The organism is Pseudomonas sp. LBUM1678 (assembly GCF_059695575.1).
In genome coordinates this window covers 4,995,724-5,017,796 of sequence record NZ_CP166775.1, presented here as the reverse complement: position 1 = coordinate 5,017,796, position 22,073 = coordinate 4,995,724, and the positions used below count along the sequence as shown (strand labels likewise).

At 60.6% G+C, this 22,073-nt stretch carries 20 protein-coding genes; 13 read left to right on the top strand and 7 right to left on the bottom strand.

The genetic code is table 11. The features are described 5' to 3' along the window. Positions 1-181: 181 nt before the first annotated feature. The 3 genes from ACA070_RS22775 to ACA070_RS22765 are packed head-to-tail and all read right to left on the bottom strand — an operon-like array spanning position 182 to position 5,136. Positions 182-2,083 (bottom strand): ATP-binding protein, encoded by a 1,902-nt coding sequence (locus ACA070_RS22775; RefSeq protein ID WP_497448437.1) that lies wholly within the window; start codon positions 2,081-2,083, stop codon positions 182-184. Continuing rightward, positions 2,080-3,012: an ABC transporter substrate-binding protein gene (locus ACA070_RS22770; RefSeq protein ID WP_497448436.1), complete on the bottom strand. Its 933-nt coding sequence runs from the start codon at positions 3,010-3,012 to the stop codon at positions 2,080-2,082. Before ACA070_RS22770 ends, ACA070_RS22775 begins: the two co-directional genes overlap by 4 nt. After that, entirely contained in the window at positions 3,013-5,136 is a 2,124-nt protein-coding gene (locus ACA070_RS22765) for a TonB-dependent receptor plug domain-containing protein (protein ID WP_497448435.1), read from the bottom strand. A 196-nt stretch (positions 5,137-5,332) separates the two neighbouring features. Between ACA070_RS22765 and ACA070_RS22760 the strand changes: the two genes are divergently transcribed. The 10 genes from ACA070_RS22760 (at position 5,333) to ACA070_RS22715 (ending at position 14,262) form a co-directional block, all read left to right on the top strand. Next, on the top strand, positions 5,333-6,358 hold the full coding sequence (locus tag ACA070_RS22760) for an NAD(P)H-dependent glycerol-3-phosphate dehydrogenase (protein ID WP_462028246.1): 1,026 nt from the start codon (positions 5,333-5,335) through the stop codon (positions 6,356-6,358). A 32-nt stretch (positions 6,359-6,390) separates the two neighbouring features. After that, entirely contained in the window at positions 6,391-6,738 is a 348-nt protein-coding gene (locus tag ACA070_RS22755; RefSeq protein ID WP_010457073.1) for a DUF4389 domain-containing protein, read from the top strand. Beyond that, a complete protein-coding gene (sixA, locus tag ACA070_RS22750) occupies positions 6,735-7,187 on the top strand; it encodes a phosphohistidine phosphatase SixA (protein ID WP_497448434.1) in 453 nt (150 codons plus the stop codon). The genes ACA070_RS22755 and sixA overlap by 4 nt, the downstream gene beginning before the upstream one ends. 208 nt (positions 7,188-7,395) lie before the next feature. Next, the gene (locus ACA070_RS22745; protein ID WP_497448433.1) at positions 7,396-9,063 is read left to right on the top strand and encodes an AMP-binding protein; all 1,668 of its coding nucleotides are present in this window, start codon (positions 7,396-7,398) and stop codon (positions 9,061-9,063) included. Between the two features lie 32 nt (positions 9,064-9,095). Beyond that, positions 9,096-9,539, top strand: coding sequence for a hotdog fold thioesterase (locus ACA070_RS22740; RefSeq protein ID WP_497448432.1), 444 nt, complete (start codon positions 9,096-9,098; stop codon positions 9,537-9,539). A 416-nt stretch (positions 9,540-9,955) separates the two neighbouring features. Then, on the top strand, positions 9,956-10,762 hold the full coding sequence (locus tag ACA070_RS22735; protein ID WP_497448431.1) for an alpha/beta fold hydrolase: 807 nt from the start codon (positions 9,956-9,958) through the stop codon (positions 10,760-10,762). Then, the gene (locus ACA070_RS22730) at positions 10,759-11,613 is read left to right on the top strand and encodes an alpha/beta hydrolase (protein WP_497448430.1); all 855 of its coding nucleotides are present in this window, start codon (positions 10,759-10,761) and stop codon (positions 11,611-11,613) included. Before ACA070_RS22735 ends, ACA070_RS22730 begins: the two co-directional genes overlap by 4 nt. Before the next feature lie 50 nt (positions 11,614-11,663). Then, the gene (locus tag ACA070_RS22725) at positions 11,664-12,323 is read left to right on the top strand and encodes a glutathione S-transferase family protein (protein WP_497448429.1); all 660 of its coding nucleotides are present in this window, start codon (positions 11,664-11,666) and stop codon (positions 12,321-12,323) included. Between the two features lie 8 nt (positions 12,324-12,331). Further along, positions 12,332-13,138 (top strand): DUF4892 domain-containing protein, encoded by an 807-nt coding sequence (locus tag ACA070_RS22720; protein WP_497448428.1) that lies wholly within the window; start codon positions 12,332-12,334, stop codon positions 13,136-13,138. Positions 13,139-13,206: 68 nt separating this feature from the next. Next, on the top strand, positions 13,207-14,262 hold the full coding sequence (locus ACA070_RS22715; RefSeq protein ID WP_497448427.1) for an AI-2E family transporter: 1,056 nt from the start codon (positions 13,207-13,209) through the stop codon (positions 14,260-14,262). A 125-nt stretch (positions 14,263-14,387) separates the two neighbouring features. On the opposite strand, the gene xopAW is transcribed toward ACA070_RS22715, so the two are convergent. The 3 genes from xopAW to ACA070_RS22700 form a co-directional block, all read right to left on the bottom strand. Beyond that, entirely contained in the window at positions 14,388-15,236 is an 849-nt protein-coding gene (gene xopAW / locus ACA070_RS22710) for a XopAW family type III secretion system calcium-binding effector (RefSeq protein WP_497448426.1), read from the bottom strand. A 239-nt stretch (positions 15,237-15,475) separates the two neighbouring features. Continuing rightward, positions 15,476-16,525, bottom strand: a complete 1,050-nt coding sequence (locus tag ACA070_RS22705; protein WP_497448425.1) for a sensor histidine kinase — start codon at positions 16,523-16,525, stop codon at positions 15,476-15,478. Further along, entirely contained in the window at positions 16,525-17,283 is a 759-nt protein-coding gene (locus tag ACA070_RS22700; protein ID WP_497448424.1) for a response regulator, read from the bottom strand. The genes ACA070_RS22705 and ACA070_RS22700 overlap by 1 nt, the downstream gene beginning before the upstream one ends. Positions 17,284-17,576: 293 nt before the next feature. Here ACA070_RS22700 and pyrF point away from each other — a divergent pair, with 293 nt between their 5' ends. Beyond that, complete coding sequence (gene pyrF, locus ACA070_RS22695) at positions 17,577-18,275, top strand: orotidine-5'-phosphate decarboxylase (RefSeq protein WP_497448423.1); 699 nt, start codon at positions 17,577-17,579, stop codon at positions 18,273-18,275. A gap of 139 nt (positions 18,276-18,414) precedes the next feature. Here pyrF and ACA070_RS22690 read toward each other — a convergent pair whose 3' ends face one another. Next, a complete protein-coding gene (locus ACA070_RS22690; protein ID WP_497448422.1) occupies positions 18,415-19,419 on the bottom strand; it encodes an NADP-dependent oxidoreductase in 1,005 nt (334 codons plus the stop codon). Between the two features lie 236 nt (positions 19,420-19,655). On the opposite strand from ACA070_RS22690, the gene ACA070_RS22685 reads away from it, so the two are divergent. Continuing rightward, complete coding sequence (locus ACA070_RS22685; protein ID WP_131063511.1) at positions 19,656-20,417, top strand: SDR family oxidoreductase; 762 nt, start codon at positions 19,656-19,658, stop codon at positions 20,415-20,417. A 186-nt stretch (positions 20,418-20,603) separates the two neighbouring features. Further along, positions 20,604-21,995, top strand: coding sequence for an aminotransferase-like domain-containing protein (locus tag ACA070_RS22680; RefSeq protein ID WP_497448421.1), 1,392 nt, complete (start codon positions 20,604-20,606; stop codon positions 21,993-21,995). Positions 21,996-22,073: the final 78 nt, after the last annotated feature.

The following is a 22,073-nucleotide window of genomic DNA, read 5'->3' as shown; positions in this document are numbered from 1 at the left end:
CTTCAAGTCAGCAGCCTACTCATAGACTATTGCGTTGTGGTGAAAGTCACAGCACCAAGGACATGAATGTACACTTGTGCACTGAAATTATTATTCAAGCCCCTTTTCGGGCCTGTTCGGGTGCCTAAGACTGCCGCACTTTCGCCTTTCACGCCAGTCGCAGATGGTCGAAAGGCCTGCACTACTGCACCCAGCGCTGCAGAATCTGCTGCAGATCAGTACGTTTGAAGGGCTTGGCAAGGTAATCGTTCATTCCAGCCGATAAACACGCCTCACGGTCGCCCTGCAAGGCATTGGCGGTCAGGGCGATGATCGGCAAATCTGCGCAGCCGTGCAGTTGGCGAATCTGGCGGGTCGCTTCGTAGCCGTCGATGATCGGCAGTCGGCAATCCATCAGAATCGCTTCGAAAATCAGGCTCTCGGCACTTCGCACCGCCTGCGCGCCATCGGTCGCAACGCTGACAGTAAAGCCCAGGCTGCGCAACATTGCTTCGATGACCGTCTGGTTGACCGGATTATCCTCCACCAGCAGTACATTGCGCCCTTCGCCATGGCCGTCGCCGGCGTGTTTTCGTGGCTTCAATTCCGGCAGCGACTGCTTATAGAGCGCCAGCGGAATTTCGAGGGTGAACACCGAGCCCAGGCCTTCTTCGCTCTGCGCGCGCAAGGTGCCGCCCATCCGTTCGGCCAGCGTGCGCGCAATCGGCAACCCCAGTCCGGTGCCGCCGTAACGCCTTGAAATAGAACTGTCGGCCTGCTGGAACGCATTGAACATCAATTCCAGGCTTTCGGCCGAGATGCCGATCCCGCTGTCGCGCACGGTGCAGGTGAACCACAGCAATTCGTGATCCAGTGACTGCCATTGCGGTTCGATGCTGACGCGGCCTTGTTCGGTGAACTTCAGCGCATTGCCGACCAGGTTGACCAGAATCTGCCGGATCCGCGTCGGGTCGCCCTGAACCTGCAGCGCGCGCATGTCCTCGGGAATCGCCAGGGCCAGATCGAGCCCGCGTTGCACCGCGCTGTGCTGGAACGACTGGGCGCAGCTGCTGATCAGGTCCGCGAGGTTGAACGGAATGTGTTCAAGCTCCAGTTCCGAACGCTCGATGCGCGAGAAGTCGAGAATGTCGTTGATGACTTTGAGCAGGTGTTCGGTGGACTCCGAAGCCAGCGCCGCGTACTCGATCTGCTCCTCGGTCATGTCGGTGGTTTCCAGCAGTTGCAGCATGCCCAGCACGCCATTCATCGGCGTACGCAATTCATGGCTCATCATCGCCAGGAAATCGGATTTGGCGTTGTTGGCCTTTTCCGCTTCTTCACGGGTCTGGATCAATTGCGCCATGGCTTGATGCTGCTCACGGCTGGCCTGCTCGAGGCCCTGCGCGAGGTTGTTGATGTGTTGCGACAGGGCGCCCAACTCGGTGTCGTCGACGATCGGCAGCGGCGTCTTGTAGTCGCCGTCCTGGATCGCCTTTACGGCGTGGCCGATGTCACGGATCGGCTGCGACAGGCTGCCGGCCAGGCGCCGGGCCACCAGAAAGGTAAACAGCAAGGCGAACAAGGCGAGGATCCCGGCCTTGAACAGGATCTCCTGCTGGCGCTGGCTGAAGGCGTCATTGGACAAGCCGACGATCACCCGGCCCAGATAATCCTCGGGCGGGGCCGTGTTGGCGACTTTGCTGCCCTGGAAAAAATCATTGTTCAGCGCGATCCGTTGCAGCCGCACCGGCGCCTGGAACACTTCGACCTGGTGCGAGCGGGTATGGGTTTCCGACGGCTGTTCGACGTACACCAGAATCCGGTTGGCGCTGTCCTGGACTTCCAGAAAGCGCACGTTGGGGGTGGCCAGCGTGGCCTTGAGCAAACTTTCTAGCACCTCGTTGTTGCCCGAAATAACCCCGTATTCCGTGGCGGGCGCCAGTTGGTTGGCGATCAGCTGACCGGTGTGGTTGAGCTCCTGACGCAAGTCCTGGATCCGCACGAAGGTGAAGAAGCTGATCAGCAGCAACGTCAGCAACAGGGCGGGGCCGAGGCTGATGATCTGCGTGCGGGTATTGATGTCCCAACCGCGACGGAAGGTCATGGGCGGCTTTCTCCTTCGGCCAACTGTGCTGCGACAAACGCTTCAGTCACCTGTTCAATACCCAATGAACGAGCTACCTGCGGGTTACTTAAGACTTTGAAGTGTTGCGGATACAACGCACGCGGCCAGCCTGTCAGCGGCCGATCGAGCAATTCGTCGAGCACTTCCAGCCAATCGTTCTGATCGCTGTAGGTGCTGGCCAGGCTACCGGCCTTGACGAACGCCGCGTTAGGGCCGATCAGCGCAAGTTGTCGCGAATAGCTGCTCAGCAGCAGGTTTTTTGCGGTTTTCGGGTTGTACAAATCGTAATCGTCGAGGCCCAGCAGCACGTCGCAGTTCCTGAGCAAATCCTGTAAGGGGCGGCTGTCGTTGGTGTTGTCCCATCGCTCGGCGATCACTTCAAGGCCCAACGCTTGCGCCGACAGACGCAATTCCTTGAGCAGGAATTCGCTGTGACTGTCGTACAGCACGCCGATGCGTCCGGCCTCGGGCAAGATGAGCCGGGTCAGGCGCAATTGCCGATCCAGCGGCGGATCGCTCCAGAGCAGGCTAAGGTGCGATGGAAAATCAGCACCGAACCGTTGGTGGGCTTGCAGGCGACTGATGCGCAGCACCAGCGTCGGCGGACCTTGTGTCTCTTGCAGGCGCCAGTCGAGGCTCGGCAGATCGAGCAGGATCAAACGAGTATCGGCGGGTAGTTTGCCCGGCCTCGGCAAGTTGTCCAATACCTGGAAACGCACGCTGTCGGCAGGGCGCATGCCGCTCAGCGCCTGCACAAAGGATTGCACGCCGGGGCTGTCTTCGGCGCCGGTCAGCAGAATTTCAGCGGCCTGAGTCGGCAGGTTGCCGAGCAGGCCGGCAAACACCAGGCACAACCCTGCCAGCAGGCGGCCAAGGGTTGGCGACTTCCGTGACAGGCGATACAGCATTTAAAACGTCAGCTCCGCGCTGAAGTAGAGCACCCGACGCTCGTCGTAGTTGTTATCGACGAAGGTGGTGGGTTGGTTGTCGAGGCGTTGCTGGAGCACGCCGGCCAGTTCCAGGCTGGCCTTGCCCAGGCCGATGCGTTTGGCGATGCGCGTGTCGACGCGTTCGAAGCGGTAGCCGTTGAGGGCGTCGTCACCATAATAGAAGAGGGCGCTGTTCCAGCCGTGGCCCCAGTTGCGCAGCCAACCGGCGGAACCGCTGTTGCGCGCGGTCAGTAGCTCATCCTGCGGATTGCTCGCCTCGGCATCGACGTAGGCGTACGTCAGGCGCAGGCGATCGGCGCTGCTAATGCGCCAGTCCAGCTGGGTTTCCGTGCCCTTAAAGCGCGAGCTGTTGGCATTGCTGGCGATGTACTGATTGTTGCGCAGCGGTTCGCTGATCATGCCGCTGATTTCGTCGTAGAACAGCTTCACATCGACCGTCAGCCCAAGCTCAGCGAAGTAGCCGTTGTAGCCCAGCTCGCGCGAGCGCATGCGTTCCTGTTCGAGGTCGCCGGGGCCGCGGGTCTTGACGAAATACCGGGCGCTGGTCTGGCCATAGGCACTGGGTCGCAGGTTGGTGACCTGGTAACTCCAGTTGACGTTGTTTTCGAACATGTCCGGTGAGCGGATGGCTTCCGAGTACACCGCGCGCAAGCCGTGACGCGGGTTGATCAAATAATTGACCGCCACCCGCGGGGTCAGCGAGCTGCCGGTCAATTGCGTGTCTTCGAACATGGCTCCGCCCTGCAGCAGCCAGTGCTCGGTGGCGCGCCACTCAAGTTGGCCGAATGCCCGCCAGGTGGTGTCGTCGAGGGTGCCATTGAAGTAGGTCTCGGAATCTGCCCGGTCGTAACGATAGTTCATGCCGCTGACCAGTCGCAGACTGTCGGACAGACTGAGGGTGTCTTGCAGTTCCAGGTCGTAGCGCGATTCCCGGGCGCTCTGGTCGATGTCGCCACAGAGGGTTTGCCGGGCGCCGTTGCGCCATTGCGCCAGCACTTGATTGCCCAGCGCACGTTCCGCCGCCGTGCCGGCCGGTGCGCCCGGACCGGTGAAACGTTCCATGTTGCGCGCCAGACGTTCGGTGTAGTTCGGGTTGAGCTGCCAAAGTTCGGTCAGTTCCGGGCTGAACGAAACCTCTGCATCACAGGCGCGCCAGGTCTGCTGACGGTCCCAGTGCTGGGCCGAGCCCTGGATATAAAGGCTGTGATCAGGATTGATGTCCAGGTTCCAGCGCAACGAACCGGCGTAGTCCTTGGCAATGACGTCGGAATTATTACCGGCAGCGGTAATCCCGGAGAACACCGGGCGGTAGGTATAAGGCCGCTGGTTGGTTCCGTCCTTGGCGTTCAATTGCCAATCGATGCTCTGGTTTTCACTCAGCGTTTGGCTGACGGCCAGGTTGAAGCGGTTCAAGCGGCGGCTGTCGCGATAATCGCCTCCATTGCGGTTGGTGTCGAAGCCGTCGTCCTGCTGGCCGGACAGCGACAGGCGCAGGTCGCCGCCGTCCCAACCCACACCCTGGCTGGCATAAAAGTCGTTGATGCCGCGCTGGCCACGGGTGACTTTCATCCGCGTGCCGTGGCTGTCGGCCGGGTTGCGGGTGATGATGTTGACCACCGCCATCAGCGCATTGGCGCCGTAGCTGACGGTGTTTGGGCCACGGAAAACCTCGATGCGTTCGATGTCTTCCATGGCCACCGGAATATCACTCCAGTCCACCGTGGCCAGGCCGGCGCGATACACCGAACGGCCGTCGATCAGCACCTGCATGCGCCGCGCTTCAGTGGCGTTGGTGCCGTGGTAGTTCACTGCCGCCTGGTTGCCGCTGATATTGCCGACCATCATGCCCGGCACCAGCCGCAACAATTCGCTGATGTCCCGGGCGCCGCTGGCGATGATCAGTTCGCTGTCGATCACCGTCATGCTTCCCGGGACGGCGGCCGGCGATTGCTTCAGGCGGGTGGCCGTGAGCACTTGCGGCAGCGGTTCGTTGTCGAGGAACAAGTCGTCGGCCAGCAATGGCGAGCTGAAAATCAGTGCCAGAACCAGCGGCGAGCGGGGTGAAGGAGAGCCAAACGACACGAAACATCCTTGATAGCGATCAGTTGGCGCGCATGTTAACCGAGCTGATCGACTTTTCCATTCACGATGCCGGCATTTTCCTAGGATTTATTGGTCTTCTTCCTACAAGTGTGGGTAATTGACACGGGGGCTGGCCGCCACTGGGACGCTCCGTATAATGCCGACATCGCCACTGGTATGGATTAACGGATTGCATATGACTGAACAGCGCCCAATTGCGGTCCTGGGAGGCGGAAGTTTTGGTACCGCCGTGGCTAATCTGTTGGCCGAGAACGGGCATCAGGTCCGGCAGTGGATGCGTGACCCCGAACAGGCCGAGTCCATTCGGGTCAATCGCGAGAACCCGCGTTACCTCAAAGGCATCAAGATTCTTCCGGCAGTAGAACCGGTGACTGACTTGCAAGCGACTCTGGAAGCGTGCGACCTGTGCTTTGTCGCGCTGCCGTCCAGCGCTTTGCGCTCGGTACTGGTTCCGCACGCCGAACGTTTGAACGGCAAACTGCTGGTGAGCCTGACCAAAGGCATCGAAGCCCACACGTTCAAGCTGATGAGCGAGATCCTTGAGGAAATTGCCCCGCAAGCGCGCATCGGCGTGCTGTCCGGGCCGAACCTGGCCCGTGAAATCGCCGAACACGCACTGACCGCCACCGTGGTCGCCAGCGAAGACGAAGAACTCTGCCAACGGGTTCAGGAAGCGCTGCATGGCCGTACCTTCCGTGTGTACGCCAGCGCTGACCGCTTCGGCGTGGAGTTGGGCGGGGCGCTGAAAAATGTGTACGCGATCATCGCCGGTATGGCCGTGGCGCTGGGCATGGGCGAAAACACCAAGAGCATGCTGATCACCCGCGCGTTGGCGGAAATGACTCGCTTCGCAGTGAATCAGGGCGCCAACCCGATGACCTTCCTGGGGCTGGCAGGCGTGGGCGATTTGATCGTCACATGCTCGTCGCCGAAAAGCCGCAACTATCAGGTCGGGTTTGCCCTCGGGCAGGGGTTGAGCCTGGAAGATGCGGTCACGCGTCTGGGCGAAGTCGCCGAAGGCGTGAACACGCTCAAAGTGCTCAAGGCCAAGGCTCAGGAAGTCGGCGTCTATATGCCGCTGGTCGCCGGGTTGCACGCCATCCTGTTCGAAGGGCGCACTTTGAATCAAGTGATTGAACTGTTGATGCGCGGCGAACCCAAAACCGATGTCGACTTCATTTCCACCAGCGGTTTCAACTGATCACGCTTTCCAGAAAAAGCAGGGAGTTGCACATGAACGATCCGAAAACAGAGGCCACCTACGAGTCCATTCTGCTGCGGGTGTTATGGATGATCGTCTTCTTGCTGGTCTGGCAAGTGGCGCAGTTCATCCTCGGCGCGGTGGTGCTGGTGCAACTGATCTATCGTTTGATTTACGGCGCCCCGAGCGCCAGCCTGATGAACTTCGGCGACAGCCTGAGCCAGTTCCTGGCGCAGATCGGTCGTTTCGGCACTTTCCACAGCGACCAGAAACCCTGGCCGTTCGCCGACTGGCCGACGCCGCGTACACCGGAAGGCGAAGCGCCACACGCCGTGCCGCCAGCGCCACATCCGGCCCGAGATGAGGAGCCGAAACTATGAAACTCTGGGTATTGCGTCATGGTGAAGCCGAGCCTTATGGCTCGCGTCCAGACTCCGAGCGGGCACTGACTCCACACGGTTGTGAAGAGGTGCTGCGTAGCGCCGCCGAACTGATCGGTCAGCCGATTACAGCCATCTATGCCAGCCCGTTTTTGCGAGCGCAGCAGACCGCGCAGCTGGTGCGTGAAGCGCTGGGCTTTCAACCGGACATTCGCACCGTCGAATGGCTGACCCCCGGTTACAGCCCGCAAGCGGTGGCGGAGCAATTGGTGTCGGTGGATTACGCGCTGCTGGTCAGTCATAACCCGTTGGTGGGCAACCTGTTGGGCTACCTGCAGAACGGCCATGTGCAGGACCCGGAAAAAGTGGGAACTGCCGGCCTTGCCGAGCTGGAAGGCGATTTGCCGCTGGCCGGGGCAATGAAACTCAAGGGCATCAAACACCCGTAGTATTTGTTGGAACCGGCCCCTTGTGGGAGCGTGGCTTGCCCGCGATGGCATCACCGCGGTCTGACTGATGCACCGCGGTGAAGCCATCGCGGGCAAGCCACGCTCCCACAGGTGCGGCGGCAGGGCTGAATTTTGTGTGAAATAGTCAACCAAGCAACCGCTTGGTTGACTACGCTTGCTCCAGACCAAAAATAAAGGAGCGAGTCGCATGTCTGCTGCTTTTCGTTTGCCGCTGGACGTCTTTTACGAGCGTGAAGCCCGTCATCCCCGCCAGCGGTTTCTGGTCCAGCCTACGGGCGGCGGACAGGTCGAGACCCTGTCCTGGGCCGACGTCGGCCATCAGGCTCGCTGCGCCGCACACTGGCTGCGGGCCCGCGAATTGCCCCAAGGCAGCCACATCGCCCTGATCTCGAAAAACTGCGCCCACTGGATCATCGCCGACCTGGCGATCTGGATGGCCGGGCACGTTTCGGTGCCGTTGTACCCGAACCTTACCGCCGAGTCCGTTGCGCAAGTGCTTGAACACTCCGAAGCCGCGCTGGCGTTTATCGGCAAACTCGATGACTGGCCGAACATGTCACGCGGGGTCAGCGCCGATCTGCCGACCATCAGCCTGCCCTTGCACCCACCCGGCGCCTTCGATTTCAGTTGGGCCGACTTGCAACGCAGCTCGCCGATCCAGGACGATCCCAAACCCGCCGCCGATCAGTTGGCGACCATCATCTACACCTCCGGCACCACCGGGCTGCCCAAAGGTGTGATGCACAGCTTTGGCAATCTGGGGTTCGCCACCACGCGCGGCACCCAGTTGTTTGGCCTCAATGAGTCGGACCGGCTGCTGTCCTATCTACCGCTATGCCACGTCGCCGAGCGGATGTTCGTCGAGCTGGCGTCGATCTATACCGGGCAAACCGTATTCTTTGCCGAAAGCCTCGACACCTTCCTCACGGATTTGCAGCGCGCGCGGCCGACCGCGTTGTTTGGTGTGCCGCGGATCTGGACCAAATTCCAGATGGGCGTGTACAGCAAGATCCCGGCAAAACGCCTCGACTTTCTGCTCGGCCTGCCCTTCATCGGCAAGCGGGTAGGGCACAAAGTGCTCGTCGGATTGGGGCTGGATGCGTTGCGCGTGGCGTTGTCCGGCGCCGCGCCCGTGCCGCAGACCTTGCTGCTGTGGTACCGCAAGCTGGGGCTGGATGTGCTGGAGGTCTACGGCATGACCGAGAGCTGCGGTTATTCCCACATCGGCCGCCCCGGCGACAACAAACCCGGCTGGATCGGCAAGCCCTGCCCGGAGGTTGAAGTGCGGATCGCCGACTCCGGCGAAGTCATGGTGCGCAGCGGTGCGACCATGCTCGGTTATTTCAAGGAGCCCGGGAAAACCGCTGAGACCATCACCGAGGACGGCTTCCTGCGCACCGGTGACAAGGGCGAGCAAGATGCCGAAGGCAACCTGCGCCTGACCGGGCGGCTGAAGGAAATCTTCAAGACCAGCAAAGGCAAATACGTCGCACCGGCACCGATCGAAAACCGGCTGGCGGTGCATTCGCAGATCGAACAGGTGTGCGTGGTCGGCGATGGCTTGAGTGCGCCGCTGGGGTTGTGCGTGCTGTCGGCGGCCGGTCAGCAGGACGCGGGCGGAACGGCGCGGGCGGGGCTGCATTCAAGCCTTGAAAAACTGCTGGAGGAGGTCAATGGCGTGCTCGACAAACATGAACGCTTGCGCCGATTGGTGGTGGTCAAGGACAGTTGGGCGGTGGAAAACGGCTTCCTGACGCCGACCCTGAAGATTAAGCGCAACGTGATTGAAGCGGCGTACGGTGACCGGTTTGAAGAATGGAGCGAGCGCAGCGAGACGGTGCTGTGGCAGGATTGAGCCACGAATAAAACCAACAAAGGAAAGCAACGATGAGTCTGTGGCGTACCACTCCCAACGTCGAGCAGTTGAACGCAATCCAGAAAAACACCATCGGCGAAGTGCTGGATATTCGCTTCGAAGCCTTTGATGAAGAGTCCCTGACCGCGAGCATGGTCATCGACCACCGCACTCATCAGCCGTACGGTTTGCTGCATGGCGGCGCCTCGGTGGTACTGGCCGAGACGGTTGGCTCCATGGCCAGCTACCTGTGCATCGATGCCAGCAAGTTCTATTGCGTGGGTCTGGAAATCAACGCCAACCACCTGCGTGGTTTACGTAGCGGGCGGGTGACGGCGGTGGCCAAGGCGATTCACATTGGGCGCACGACGCATGTCTGGGATATCCGTTTGACCAGTGATGAAGGCAAGGCCAGTTGCGTGTCGCGGTTGACCATGGCGGTCGTGCCGTTGGGCGAGAATCCACCTTCCCGTTGAACACAATCCCATGTAGCAGCTGTCGAGCCCCGGCGAGGCTGCGTTCGGCGCGGTAGCAGCTGTCGAGCCCCGGCGAGGCTGCGTTCGGCTGCGCAGCAGTCGTAAACCCTACTACCTCGATCTTCCTGAAACACCGTGGTGGATGAATTTACGACTGCTGCGCAGCCGAACGCAGCCTCGCCGGGGCTCGACAGCTGCTACAGAGCCGAACGCAGCCTCGCCGGGGCTCGACAGCTGCTACAGAGCCGAACGCAGCCTCGCTGGGGCTCGACAGCTGCTACACGGATCTTCATCAGGTTTGAGTCTTGCGACATGCCCCTGACCGGACTGTCATCATTCCTGGCACTTACAGTCATTGCCGCAGCCTCGCGTCTTACGGACAATCAACCCCTGTTCTCGCTCATGGATTTGCCGGTATGTCGCAACAGATATTTTTCGCCCACGCCAATGGCTTTCCTTCGGGCACCTACGGCAAATTGTTCGCGGCGCTGGCGCCCGAGTATCAGGTGACGCATCTGGAACAGCACGCCCACGATCCGCGTTTCCCGGCGGACGACAACTGGCGCAACCTGGTGGATGAGCTTATCCATCACCTCAAACAGCAACCGGAACCGGTCTGGGGTGTCGGCCATTCCTTCGGCGGCGTGCTGCACCTGCATGCGGCGTTGCGTTGCCCTGAACTGTATCGCGGCGTGGTGATGCTCGACTCGCCGGTGCTGACCCGTGCCGATCAATGGGTGATCCGAGCGGCCAAACGTTTTGGTTTTATTGATCGTCTGACGCCCGCCGGCCGCACGCTGGGGCGACGGGAAGAGTTCGCCGATCTGGAAGCGGCGCGACGTTATTTCGCTGGCAAAACCCTGTTCCGCAGCTTTGATCCGGAGTGCTTCGACGCCTACCTGCAACACGGTTTGCAAAAAGTCGGCGACAAGCTGCGTCTGCGCTTCGACCCGGCCACGGAAATCAGCATCTACCGTGGCGTCCCACACACCAGCCCAGGCCAGGCACGGCAGTTGAAAGTGCCGCTGGCGGTGGTGCGCGGACACAAGAGCCGAGTGGTGATGCGTCATCACGCCAGCTCCGTCGGGCGTATGCCGCTGGGTGAATCCCTGACCGTGCCCGGTGGCCACATGTTCCCCCTCGAACGTCCGCAAGACACCGCCACGTTGCTGAAAAACCTGTTCAGCCGCTGGGAAGGTCGTCGCCAGCAGGATTGCGCATGAGCCACGTCGTTGAAGAAGTTCGCCTGAGCCTGCCGCACATCGAGCTGGCAGCGCACCTGTTCGGCCCTGAAGACGGCCTGCCGGTGATTGCCTTGCACGGCTGGCTCGACAACGCCAACAGCTTCGCCCGACTGGCGCCGAAGCTCAGAGGCCTGCGCATCGTCGCCCTCGACATGGCCGGTCACGGTCACTCCGGGCATCGCCCGACCGGTGCCGGCTACGCGATGTGGGACTACGCCCACGACGTGCTGCAAGTCGCCGAACAGCTGGGTTTGAAGCGTTTTGCACTGATGGGGCACTCCATGGGCGCGATCGCTTCATTGATCATCGCCGGGTCGATGCCGGAACGCGTCACGCACCTGGCGTTGATCGACGGCATCATTCCTCCTACAGACAAAGGCGAAAATGCCGCCGAACGCATGGGCATGGCCCTGCAAGCGCAGCTGGATTTGCGGGAAAAACGCAAACCGGTCTACAGCACCCTGGACCGCGCCATCGAGGCACGAATGAAAGGCCTGGTGGCGGTCAGTCGCGAAGCCGCCGAACTGTTGGCCCAACGGGGTTTGATGCCGGTGCCGGGCGGTTACACCTGGCGCACCGACAACCGTCTCACGCTGCCGTCGCCGCTGCGTCTTACAACCGAGCAGGCGATGGCCTTCGTCCAGCGGGTCAATTGTCCTGCGTTATTGGTGGTTGCCGCTGACGGCATGCTCGCCAAACATCCCGAACTGCTGGAGCGTCTACCCTTTAGCCGTGAACAGCTGCCTGGCGGCCATCATTTGCACCTGAATGATGAACTTGGCGCCGACCTTGTCGCAGACTGTTTCAATCGGTTCTTCGCCGTTCCTTGACTTGCGCCGGGCAACTGTCGAGGCTGGGCGGGTTGAAATGGGAGACAACCATGATAGATCTCTACACCGCTGCGACCCCGAATGGCCACAAGGTCTCTATCGTGCTCGAGGAACTCGGCCTGCCCTACACGGTGCACGCCTTGAGTTTCGACAAAAAGGAACAGAAGTCACCGGACTTCCTCAAGATCAATCCCAATGGCCGAATTCCGGCGATTGTCGATCGCGCCAACGGCGATTTTGCCGTGTTCGAATCCGGCGCCATCCTGATTTACCTCGCTGAACAGAGCGGCAAACTGCTGCCCCAGGACCCCAAGGGGCGTTCGGTCGTCCTGCAATGGCTGATGTTCCAGATGGGTGGGATCGGTCCGATGCAGGGCCAGGCCAACGTGTTTTTCCGTTACTTCCCGGAAAAGCTCCAAGGCGCCATCGACCGCTATCAACATGAAACCCGTCGCCTCTATGAAGTGCTCGATACGCGCCTGCAAGCCGTGGAGTTTCTGGCGGGCGAGTACAGCATTGCCGACATCGCCACCTATCCGTGGGTGCGTGGCCATGAGTGGTCCGGTGTCGAGGTGGATGGTTTGCCGGCCTTGCAGCGCTGGATGGCGACCATGGAGGCACGTCCGGCGGTCCAGCGCGGTTTGCTGGTGCCCGAGCGCATCGATGATGCCAGTGTCGTCAAGGGTGCCCAGGCCATGCTGATCCGATGAGTCTATCCATGCGTTCATTCAGTGTGTTGGCGCTGTGTTGTTTCAGTCCCTTGTTGTTTGCCGCCGATGTCCCGGGCAGTCAGGACTTGCCGATCGTGCCGCGTATGGCCGATGCGCAGATCGTCGACTATCGCCCTGGCGCCGAGCTTGAGCGGATTTATCCGCTGGGTTCGATCCGTAAAATCAGTGGCCAGTTGCGCTTCGATGGTCAGGTCAGCGCCAGGGGTACGGCGACGTCGGTGACCTACGAGTTGCCGCCGGAGCATTCTTCTACCGACGCCTTCACCGCCGCCCGTGAAGCCCTGCAGAAGCAGGGCGCCGGTTTGCTGTTCTGGTGTCAGGCGCGTGATTGCGGTGAAAGCAGCCTTTGGGCCAATGATGTCTTCGGCAACGCCAAGTTGTACGGTGCCGACGATCAACAGGCGTACTTGTTGTTGCGTCTCGCGGCGCCGCAGGACAATACGCTGGTGGCGCTTTACAGCATCACTCGCGGCAATCGCAAAGCCTATCTGCACGTCGAGCAGTTCGACGCTGCTGCGCCGCTCGGTGATTTGCTTCCGACTTCGGCGACGCTGCTGCGAGAGCTCAAAAGCACCGGTGAACTCGATTTTCCGACATTGAGTGCCGATCCCGATGAGACCTGGCTGCGTTTGATTTCTCGCGGCTTGAACCTCGACACCACGTTGCGGGTCAGTGTTTCCGGAGCCAAGGCCGAAGCCTGGCGTCAGGCGCTGATCGGGCAGGGCGTGCGGGCGGCACGTATGGAAGCCGGCAACGTCGAAGGCTCTGGCCTGCACATCGAACTGTTGCGATAAGCTTTATAGGGCGAACGCGCCCGGTGCGTTCGCCTATTCTTTTCTGACTGATTCTTTCGAGACTTTACATGCCCAATAACGATCGGCTGTTGGTGCAGATCCTGCTCCTGGTGCTGTTTGGCGCGAGCTTCTGGGTGATGGCGCCGTTCTGGTCGGCGCTGTTCTGGGGCGCAGTGCTGGCGTTTGCCAGTTGGCCATTGATGCGTTTGCTGACTCGTTGGCTCAACGGTCGCGAATCCCTGGCCGCGCTGGTGCTGACACTGGGCTGGATGTTGCTGGTGGCGGTGCCGCTGGTGTGGCTCGGGTTCAACCTGGCAGACCATGTGCGTGATGCCACGGCGATCATCAAGGATGTGCAGATGGACGGTTTGCCGGAAGCGCCGACCTGGCTAGGTGGTGTTCCATTGGTGGGCGAGCGGTTGGTCGTGATCTGGAACAGCATTGATCAGCAAGGCGCGGCGATGATGGTGGCGATCAAACCTTATCTGGGGCAGGTCGGCAACTGGCTACTGGCACGCAGCGCGCAGATTGGCGGCGGCATTCTCGAGCTGACACTGAGCATCGTCTTCGTATTCTTCTTTTATCGCGATGGGCCGCGGCTGGCGGCGTTTGTCCATGGCTTGCTTGAGCGCCTGATCGGTGATCGTGCCGGCTATTACATTGAGTTGGTGGCGGGCACCGTACAACGGGTGGTGAACGGAGTAATCGGCACGGCAGCGGCGCAGGCTGTTTTGGCGTTGATCGGGTTTTTGATTGCCGGGGTGCCTGGGGCACTGGTGCTTGGCATCGTAACCTTCATGCTCAGCCTGATTCCAATGGGGCCACCGTTGGTGTGGATTCCGGCTACCGCGTGGCTGGCCTGGAAGGGTGAGTACGGGATGGCGGTGTTCCTCGGGTGCTGGGGCACGTTCATTATCAGCGGCGTCGACAACGTGCTTAAGCCGTACCTGATCAGCCGGGGCGGGAATTTGCCGTTGGTGATCGTGTTGCTGGGCGTGTTTGGCGGGTTGATTGCGTTTGGGTTTATCGGGTTGTTTATCGGGCCTACGTTGTTGGCGGTTGCGTACAGCCTGTTGACTGACTGGAGCAAGAGTCATGCGCGGGTAGATGATCGCCGGCCTTAAGATTTCTGCGGAGCTTATGGCCTCATCGCGAGCAGGCTCGCTCCCACAGGGTTCGGTGGTGTTCACACATTCTGTGTTTCACCTCGGTCCAATGTGGGAGCGAGCCTGCTCGCGATGCTTTTGACTTAAGTCGCTACGTTTAGGTATTTGCCTACCGTCGCCACGTTATCGAGCGAATACTGCTTGCTCAGGTTGGCGATCATTTTGTTCAGCGCTTCATTGACGTTGAACTGCGTGGTGGAGCTGTCGCTGGATTTCTCGCGACCCGCTTGCAACGCTACTTTCAGTTCATCGCTGCTGACCCCGCCACTGCTGTCACTGTCCAGCGCTTTGAGCAACGCGGCGCTGGTGTCGGTGCTGGTCGATGAGGTGCTGTTACTGGCCTGCAACGCGCTGCTCAATTCGCTGGCGGTCACGCTGCCATCGCTGTCCGTATCAAGCTGGCTGAACAGTTCTTCGCTGGACACCTGCTGTGGCGGCGGTGGCGGCGGGGTGAGGCTGGCGGCGAGTTCGTCCTTGCTGACGGTGCCGTCTTCGTTCTTGTCCAGGGCCGAGAAGATTTCTGTGCTGTCGGCACTGCTGCCAGCGCTGGTCAGGCCCGTGCTCAGTTCGTCACTGCTAATGGCACCGTCACCATCGGTATCCAGGGCGCTAAGCAGCGCATCAGCCAGTTCGGTGTTCGGTGCCTGGTCATGCGGCGGTGGCGGTGGTGCCATCGCCGCCATTTCCTCGCTGCTCAGACTACCGCTTTCGTCGCTGTCCAGGTCGCCAAAGTTCTTGCTCAGGCTCACCAGAAGACCGTCGTCGGTTTTCTGTGACAGGGCGCTTTTAAGTTCGTCCTGATCCACCGCGCCGTCGCTGTTGCTGTCCAGCTTGGCGAACAGTTCTTTGTGGAATTGCTGGCTGCGGGCGCTGTTGGTTGTGGTGCTGCTGGTGCTGGTATTGCTCGTGTAATTGCTGACGCTACCAATCATTGGACTCACTCCCTGGAATGGAAAACCGGCGGGTGCACCGGCTTATGCAGCGTCAGGGGGCAAGGTGTCGTGGGTGTGTGGGGTTTGTACCGACGGATACACATGCGCAGGTTTCAAAATCGACGCGAACCCTGTGGGAGCGAGCCTGCTCGCGATAGCGATCGGCCAGTCAACAACAATATTGAATGATCGACCGCTATCGCGAGCAGGCTCGCTCCCACAGGGGATTTGTGTGTGGCTTATGTGCGGGGCAGGTGGATGACGGCGGTGAGACCGCCGCCGGGCGTTTCTTCCAGGCTCAACTGCCCACCCAGCCGTTCCGCTGCCTCGCGGGCAATGGTCATGCCGAGACCGACACCCCCCGAGTTGCGATTACGCGAACCCTCAAGCCGAAAGAACGGCTCGAACACCGCTTCACGTTTGTCCGCCGCAATCCCCGGGCCGTGGTCGATGACGCGGATCACCAATTGCTCGCGGTTGTCTTCGAGGGTGATCAGCGCGTGCCCGGCATAGCGCAAGGCATTGTCCAGCAGGTTGTTGATGCACGAGCGCAAGGCCATCGGCTGCACTTGCAGCGGCGCGCAGTGGCCGCTGGCCTGGACGTCGGCACCTTGATCCTGGGCGTTTTCGCTCAAGGATTCCACCAGCGCCTGCACGTCCATCCATTGCCCGGCTTCGCTGGTGCGCTGTTCGTGCAAATACGTGAGGGTGGCGTCAAGCATGCTGATCATGTCGTCCAGATCCTGGCGCATCTGGCCCTGGAGCTTGTCGTCCTCGATCTGCTCCAGCCGTAACTTGAGGCGAGAGAGCGGCGTGCGCAGGTCGTGGGATACCGCACCCAGCATCCGCGAGCGCTGCTGCACCTGCTCGATAATTCGTTTCTGCATCAAGTTAAAGGTGTAGGCCGCTTGCCGTGCTTCCCGTGGACCGGACTCATCCAGCGGCGGGCTGTCGAGGTTTTCGCTCAAGCGTTCGGCAGCATCGCTTAACCGCTGGATCGGCCGACTCAACAGTTTGGCGCCGTACCAAGCGGCAATGATCAATGTGACAAACTGAAATGTCAGCGGCACCAGAGGGCCGCCAAACCACGGGCGCGGTGGCCGGTTTTCGAAGCGCGGGTTCATCGGCGCGCGCTGTCCGTTCAGGCCTTCGGAAAACTCTGGCGGCGGTGGAGGCGGCGGTGGGCCGTAATGGTGAAACCAGGCAAACGCCAATAGGTGCGCGAGGATGATCGCCAGCAGCAGCACGCCAAACAGGCGGCCGAACAGCGTATCGAAGCGCGCCCGCATCAGCCGATGTCTCTCGCGTCGAACAGATAACCCTCACCGCGTACGGTCTTGATCAACTGCGGGGCTTTCGGGTCATCGCCGAGCTTCTGGCGCAGGCGCGAAACCAGCAAATCGATGCTGCGATCAAACGCTTCAATCGACCGACCGCGGGCAGCGTCCAGCAGCTGTTCACGGCTGAGCACCCGACGCGGACGTTCGATGAACACCCAAAGCAGGCGGAATTCGGCGTTCGACAACGGCACCACCAGGCCATCGGCAGCGATCAATTGGCGCAACACGCTGTTCAGGCGCCAGTTGTCGAAGCGAATATTCGCACGCTGTTCAGTACGATCGTCGCGCACCCGACGCAGAATGGTCTGAATCCGCGCGACCAGTTCTCGCGGTTCGAAGGGCTTGGCCATGTAGTCATCGGCACCCAGTTCCAGGCCGATGATCCGGTCGGTGGGTTCGCAGCGCGCGGTGAGCATCAGGATCGGGATGTCCGATTCGGCACGCAGCCAGCGGCACAGTGACAATCCGTCTTCGCCGGGCAGCATCAGGTCGAGTACCACCACGTCGAAATGCTCCGCTTGCAGCGCCAGGCGCATGGCGGCGCCGTCGGTGACGCCGCTGGCGTGAATGTTGAACCGGGCCAGGTAGTCGATCATCAGTTCGCGGATCGGGACGTCATCGTCGACGATCAGGGCGCGGATGCTCCAGCGCTTGTCGTCACCGGGCGCTTTTTGATCGTCGTTCAGAGGTGTTGGGGTGCTGTGCATGCGTACGTTCATCTGCCAGGTAGGCTGCCAACCACAAAGATGGGCTGCGAGGTTGTGGTTCCAGCATAGGCGTCCAGCCCGCAGGCTGGAAGTGCTGTAAGGACGTGTTGCGGCTGCCGAGGGTAGCGAGGAAGGGTGTTGTGGGCGTGTCGTGTGTGTATCGAACTCGACACAATCGGCGAAGGGGCTAGGCTTGCTGGAGTCTTCGGGACGATTTACCGATCATCGGGTCCCGCAGTGGCGCTGGTTCCGCTACAATGCGCGCCGATTTCGTCCTGCCTGAGAGCCCGCTCATGTCCGTCTGCCAGACTCCTATCATCGTCGCCCTGGATTTCCCCACCCGTGACGCCGCACTGAAGCTGGCCGACCAGTTGGACCCGAAGCTGTGCCGGGTCAAAGTGGGTAAGGAGCTGTTCACCAGCTGCGCCGCGGAAATCGTCGGCACCCTGCGTGACAAGGGTTTCGAAGTGTTCCTGGACCTCAAGTTCCACGACATCCCGAACACCACGGCCATGGCCGTCAAGGCCGCTGCGGAAATGGGCGTGTGGATGGTCAACGTCCATTGCTCCGGTGGTCTGCGCATGATGGCTGCCTGCCGTGAAGTGCTCGATCAGCGTACCGGCCCTAAACCGCTGTTGATCGGCGTGACCGTGCTGACCAGCATGGAACGTGAAGATCTGGCGGGTATCGGCCTGGACATCGAGCCACAGGAGCAGGTGCTGCGTCTGGCGGCATTGGCGGAAAAAGCCGGGATGGACGGTCTGGTGTGCTCAGCCCTGGAAGCCCAGGCCCTGAAATCGGCGCACCCGTCGCTGCAACTGGTGACCCCGGGGATTCGCCCGGCGGGCAGCGCCCAAGACGATCAGCGCCGTATCTTGACCCCACGTCAGGCGCTGGATGCCGGTTCTGATTATCTGGTCATTGGTCGTCCGATCAGCCAGGCAGCTGATCCGGCGAAGGCGTTGGCCGCCGTCGTGGCCGAACTCGCCTAACCAAACACCGCAAATCCAAATGTGGGAGTGAGCCTGCTCGCGATGAGGGCATGTCAGTCGATATCAATATTGACTGATACACCGCCATCGCGAGCAGGCTCGCTCCCACCATTAGTTTTGTGGTGAATCAACTATCGGGTTAAACCTTCAACACCAACTTCCCGAAATTCTCGCCGCTGAACAATTTCATCAGCGTCTCCGGGAACGTCTCCAGCCCTTCAACAATGTCTTCCTTGCTCTTGAGTTGCCCTTTGGCCATCCACCCGGCCATTTCCTGTCCGGCGGCGGCGAACTGCGCGGCGTAGTCCATCACCACAAAGCCTTCCATTCGTGCACGGTTGACCAGCAACGACAGGTAGTTGGCCGGCCCCTTGACCGCTTCCTTGTTGTTGTACTGGCTGATCGCGCCACAAATCACCACCCGCGCTTTCATGGCCAGGCGACCCAGCACCGCGTCGAGAATATCGCCGCCGACGTTATCGAAATACACGTCGACACCTTTCGGGCATTCACGCTTCAGGCCGGCATGCACGTCTTCGTTCTTGTAGTCGATGACGCCGTCAAACCCCAGTTCGTCGATCAGGAACTTGCACTTGTCCGCGCCGCCCGCGATGCCGATCACGCGGCAGCCTTTGATCTTGGCGATCTGCCCTGCAATGCTGCCCACTGCACCGGCCGCGCCGGACAGCACCACGGTGTCACCTTCCTTCGGTGCGCCGACATCGAGCAGCGCGAAGTAGGCAGTCATCCCGGTCATGCCCAGCGCGGACAGGTAACGCGGCAGCGGTGCCAGTTTCGGATCGACCTTGTAGAAACCTCGTGGCTCGCCGAGGAAATAATCCTGCACGCCCAAGGCACCGTTGACGTAGTCCCCTACCGCGAACCCAGGATTATTCGAGGCAATGACTTTTCCTACACCCAATGCGCGCATGACTTCGCCGATACCGACCGGCGGAATGTAGGACTTGCCCTCGTTCATCCAGCCACGCATGGCCGGGTCCAGGGACAGGTATTCGTTTTTGACCAGGATCTGACCCGCAGCCGGTTCGCCGACTGGCACTTCTTGATAGGTAAAGGTCTCGCGGGTTGCCGCGCCCACCGGGCGTTTGGCGAGCAGGAACTGGCGATTGGTCTGGGTAGTCATGACTGGCACTCAAGATGAATGAAGCCTTGTTGATAGACCTTCATGATCAATGCCGCAAGTTTGGCTGATGCGGCGAATGCATATCGATCCAGTGCAGTGATAGTCACTGCCGCAGTTCTATCACTGCAACTCATGGTCGCCCAACCGGGCTTCTGATAGTGCTGCCGTGTCACACACCCCTGTGGCTAGACTGCGAACACGTGATCCCCCGCACTCTTCTCTTCGAGGACATAACAATGAGCATGACGTTTTCCGGCCAGGTCGCTGTTGTGACCGGCGCTGCCAACGGTATTGGCCGCGCGACCGCTCAGGCATTCGCCGCTGAAGGGTTGAAAGTGGTGGTGGCCGACATGGACACGGCCGGGGGCGAAGGCACGGTGGCACTGATTCGTACGGCGGGCGGCGAAGCGACCTTCGTGCGCTGCAACGTCACCGTGGAAAGCGATGTAAAAAATCTGATGGACGAGGTGGTGAATACCTACGGCCGTCTGGACTATGCCTTCAACAACGCCGGCATCGAGATCGAGAAAGGCAAACTGGCCGAAGGCACAATCGATGAGTTCGACGCGATCATGGGCGTCAACGTCAAAGGCGTCTGGCTGTGCATGAAGTACCAGTTGCCGTTGCTGCTGGCCCAGGGCGGTGGCGCGATCGTCAACACCGCTTCGGTGGCGGGCCTCGGTGCTGCGCCAAAGATGAGCATTTACGCGGCGTCAAAACATGCGGTGATCGGCCTGACCAAGTCGGCGGCAATCGAATACGCCAAGAAAAAGATTCGCGTCAACGCGGTGTGCCCGGCGGTGATCGACACCGACATGTTCCGTCGTGCCTATGAGGCGGACCCGAAGAAGGGTGAGTTCGCCAACGCCATGCACCCGGTCGGCCGCATCGGCAAGGTCGAGGAAATCGCCAGCGCGGTGCTGTATCTGTGCAGCGATGGCGCGGCGTTTACTACCGGTCACTCGCTGGCAGTGGACGGTGGTGTCACGGCGTTCTGAACAATCAAGGTTTGCCGTGTAGGAAAAAGCCCGCATACGTGCGGGCTTTTTCATGGCGCCGTGAAAGAGACGGACAAGTGTGTTTCAAATGGTTAGAACCGAGGGTTTTGGCGGCGTTGTCGCACATCCGATCAAGCAGACCTGTGATTAACTGCTCCTCGCAAATGGACAGGAGTTTGCTTGCTCATGGAATTGAGAATCGATCGACAGGCATTGGTGCCGGTCGTACAGCAAATCGTCGACGCGTTGGCCGTCTGGCTCCGTCAGAGCGAGGTGCTGCCGGGGACGCGTTTACCTTCTGCGCGGCAAATCGCGCGGGTCAATCTGCTCAGTCAGTCCAGCGTCGTCGAAGCCTGTGAGCGCCTGGTAACTCAAGGCGTGCTGGCTTCGCGTCATGGCGCCGGTTTCATTGTCGCCACACCGGCGCTGGCCGCTCAGGGGCAACAGGATTGCCTTTGGTTCGAAGGGGCGGAAGTGCAGCAGGGCGGCCTCTCGGGCGAACTTTTATTGGGCTGTGGCGGGTTGCCCGAAAGCTGGCGCGAAACGGACGACCTGAGCTACGCGATCCGTCAGGTCAGCCGAACCGACATGGCCGGGTTGTTCAACTACAGCACGTCATGGGGCCTGCCAGCCTTGCGTGTACAGATCCTCAAGCGCCTTAAACAGCTCAGTATCGAGGTGGACGAAAACCGCATTCTGACCACCGCCGGTGCCAGTCATGGGCTCGACCTGATCGTACGCACCTTGCTCAAGCCGGGTGATTGCGTGGTGGTGGAAAGTCCGGGGTATCCACTGCTGTTCGACCTGCTCAGGCTGCACGGCGTGACGATGATCGAGGTCCCGCGTACCCCGCGTGGGCCCGACACGCTGCAACTTGAAGCGCTGTTGCTCAAGCACAGGCCCCGAGCGCTGTTCATCAACAGCTTCTATCACAACCCGACGGGCAGCTGCCTGACGTCTGTGGTGGCGCAGCAGATCATGCAGCTGACCAAAACCCATGGCGTGCTGGTGATTGAAGATGACGTCTATGCGGATTTGCACAGCGGCCCCGGCACCCGCCTCGCTGCGTTGGGTGTCGATGACAACGTGATCTACGTCGGCAGTTACTCGAAAACCCTCAGCAGTTCATTGCGGGTCGGCTTTGTCGTGGCCAGTGACGAGATAATTGCGCAACTGGCCGAGGTCAAGATGATCAGCAGCATGGGGGCTTCAAGGTTCTGCGAATCGGTGCTGACCTGCCTGTTGGCCAGCGGCGCGTACCGCAAGCTGGTCCAGCGTCAGCGCCAGCGTTTGAATACGGACAGAGAGGCGGCCCTGCAAGTGCTCGAAGACGCCGAGTGGGAAATTTTCGGCAAGCCGGCCGGTGGCTTGTTCATCTGGGCGCGGTCGCGGATGTCCGACTACGCTCAGGTGCGCAAACAGGCCCGGCGCTTTGGTGTGCTGTTGTCTTCTGCCACGGCATTCAGTCCTGACGGTCAGGCCAATGACTGGCAACGCATCAACGTGGCTTATGCCTGTGATCCTCGTGCCCGGGCATTTTTTCAGGCGACCGCTGCGAATCGACCTAAAACGTTCTGAAAACGACGTGGGCGTAGCTTTTTGCCATTATTCCGACGCCAGAGACTTGTGCTGGCGTATGCCCGTTGCGAATCTGCG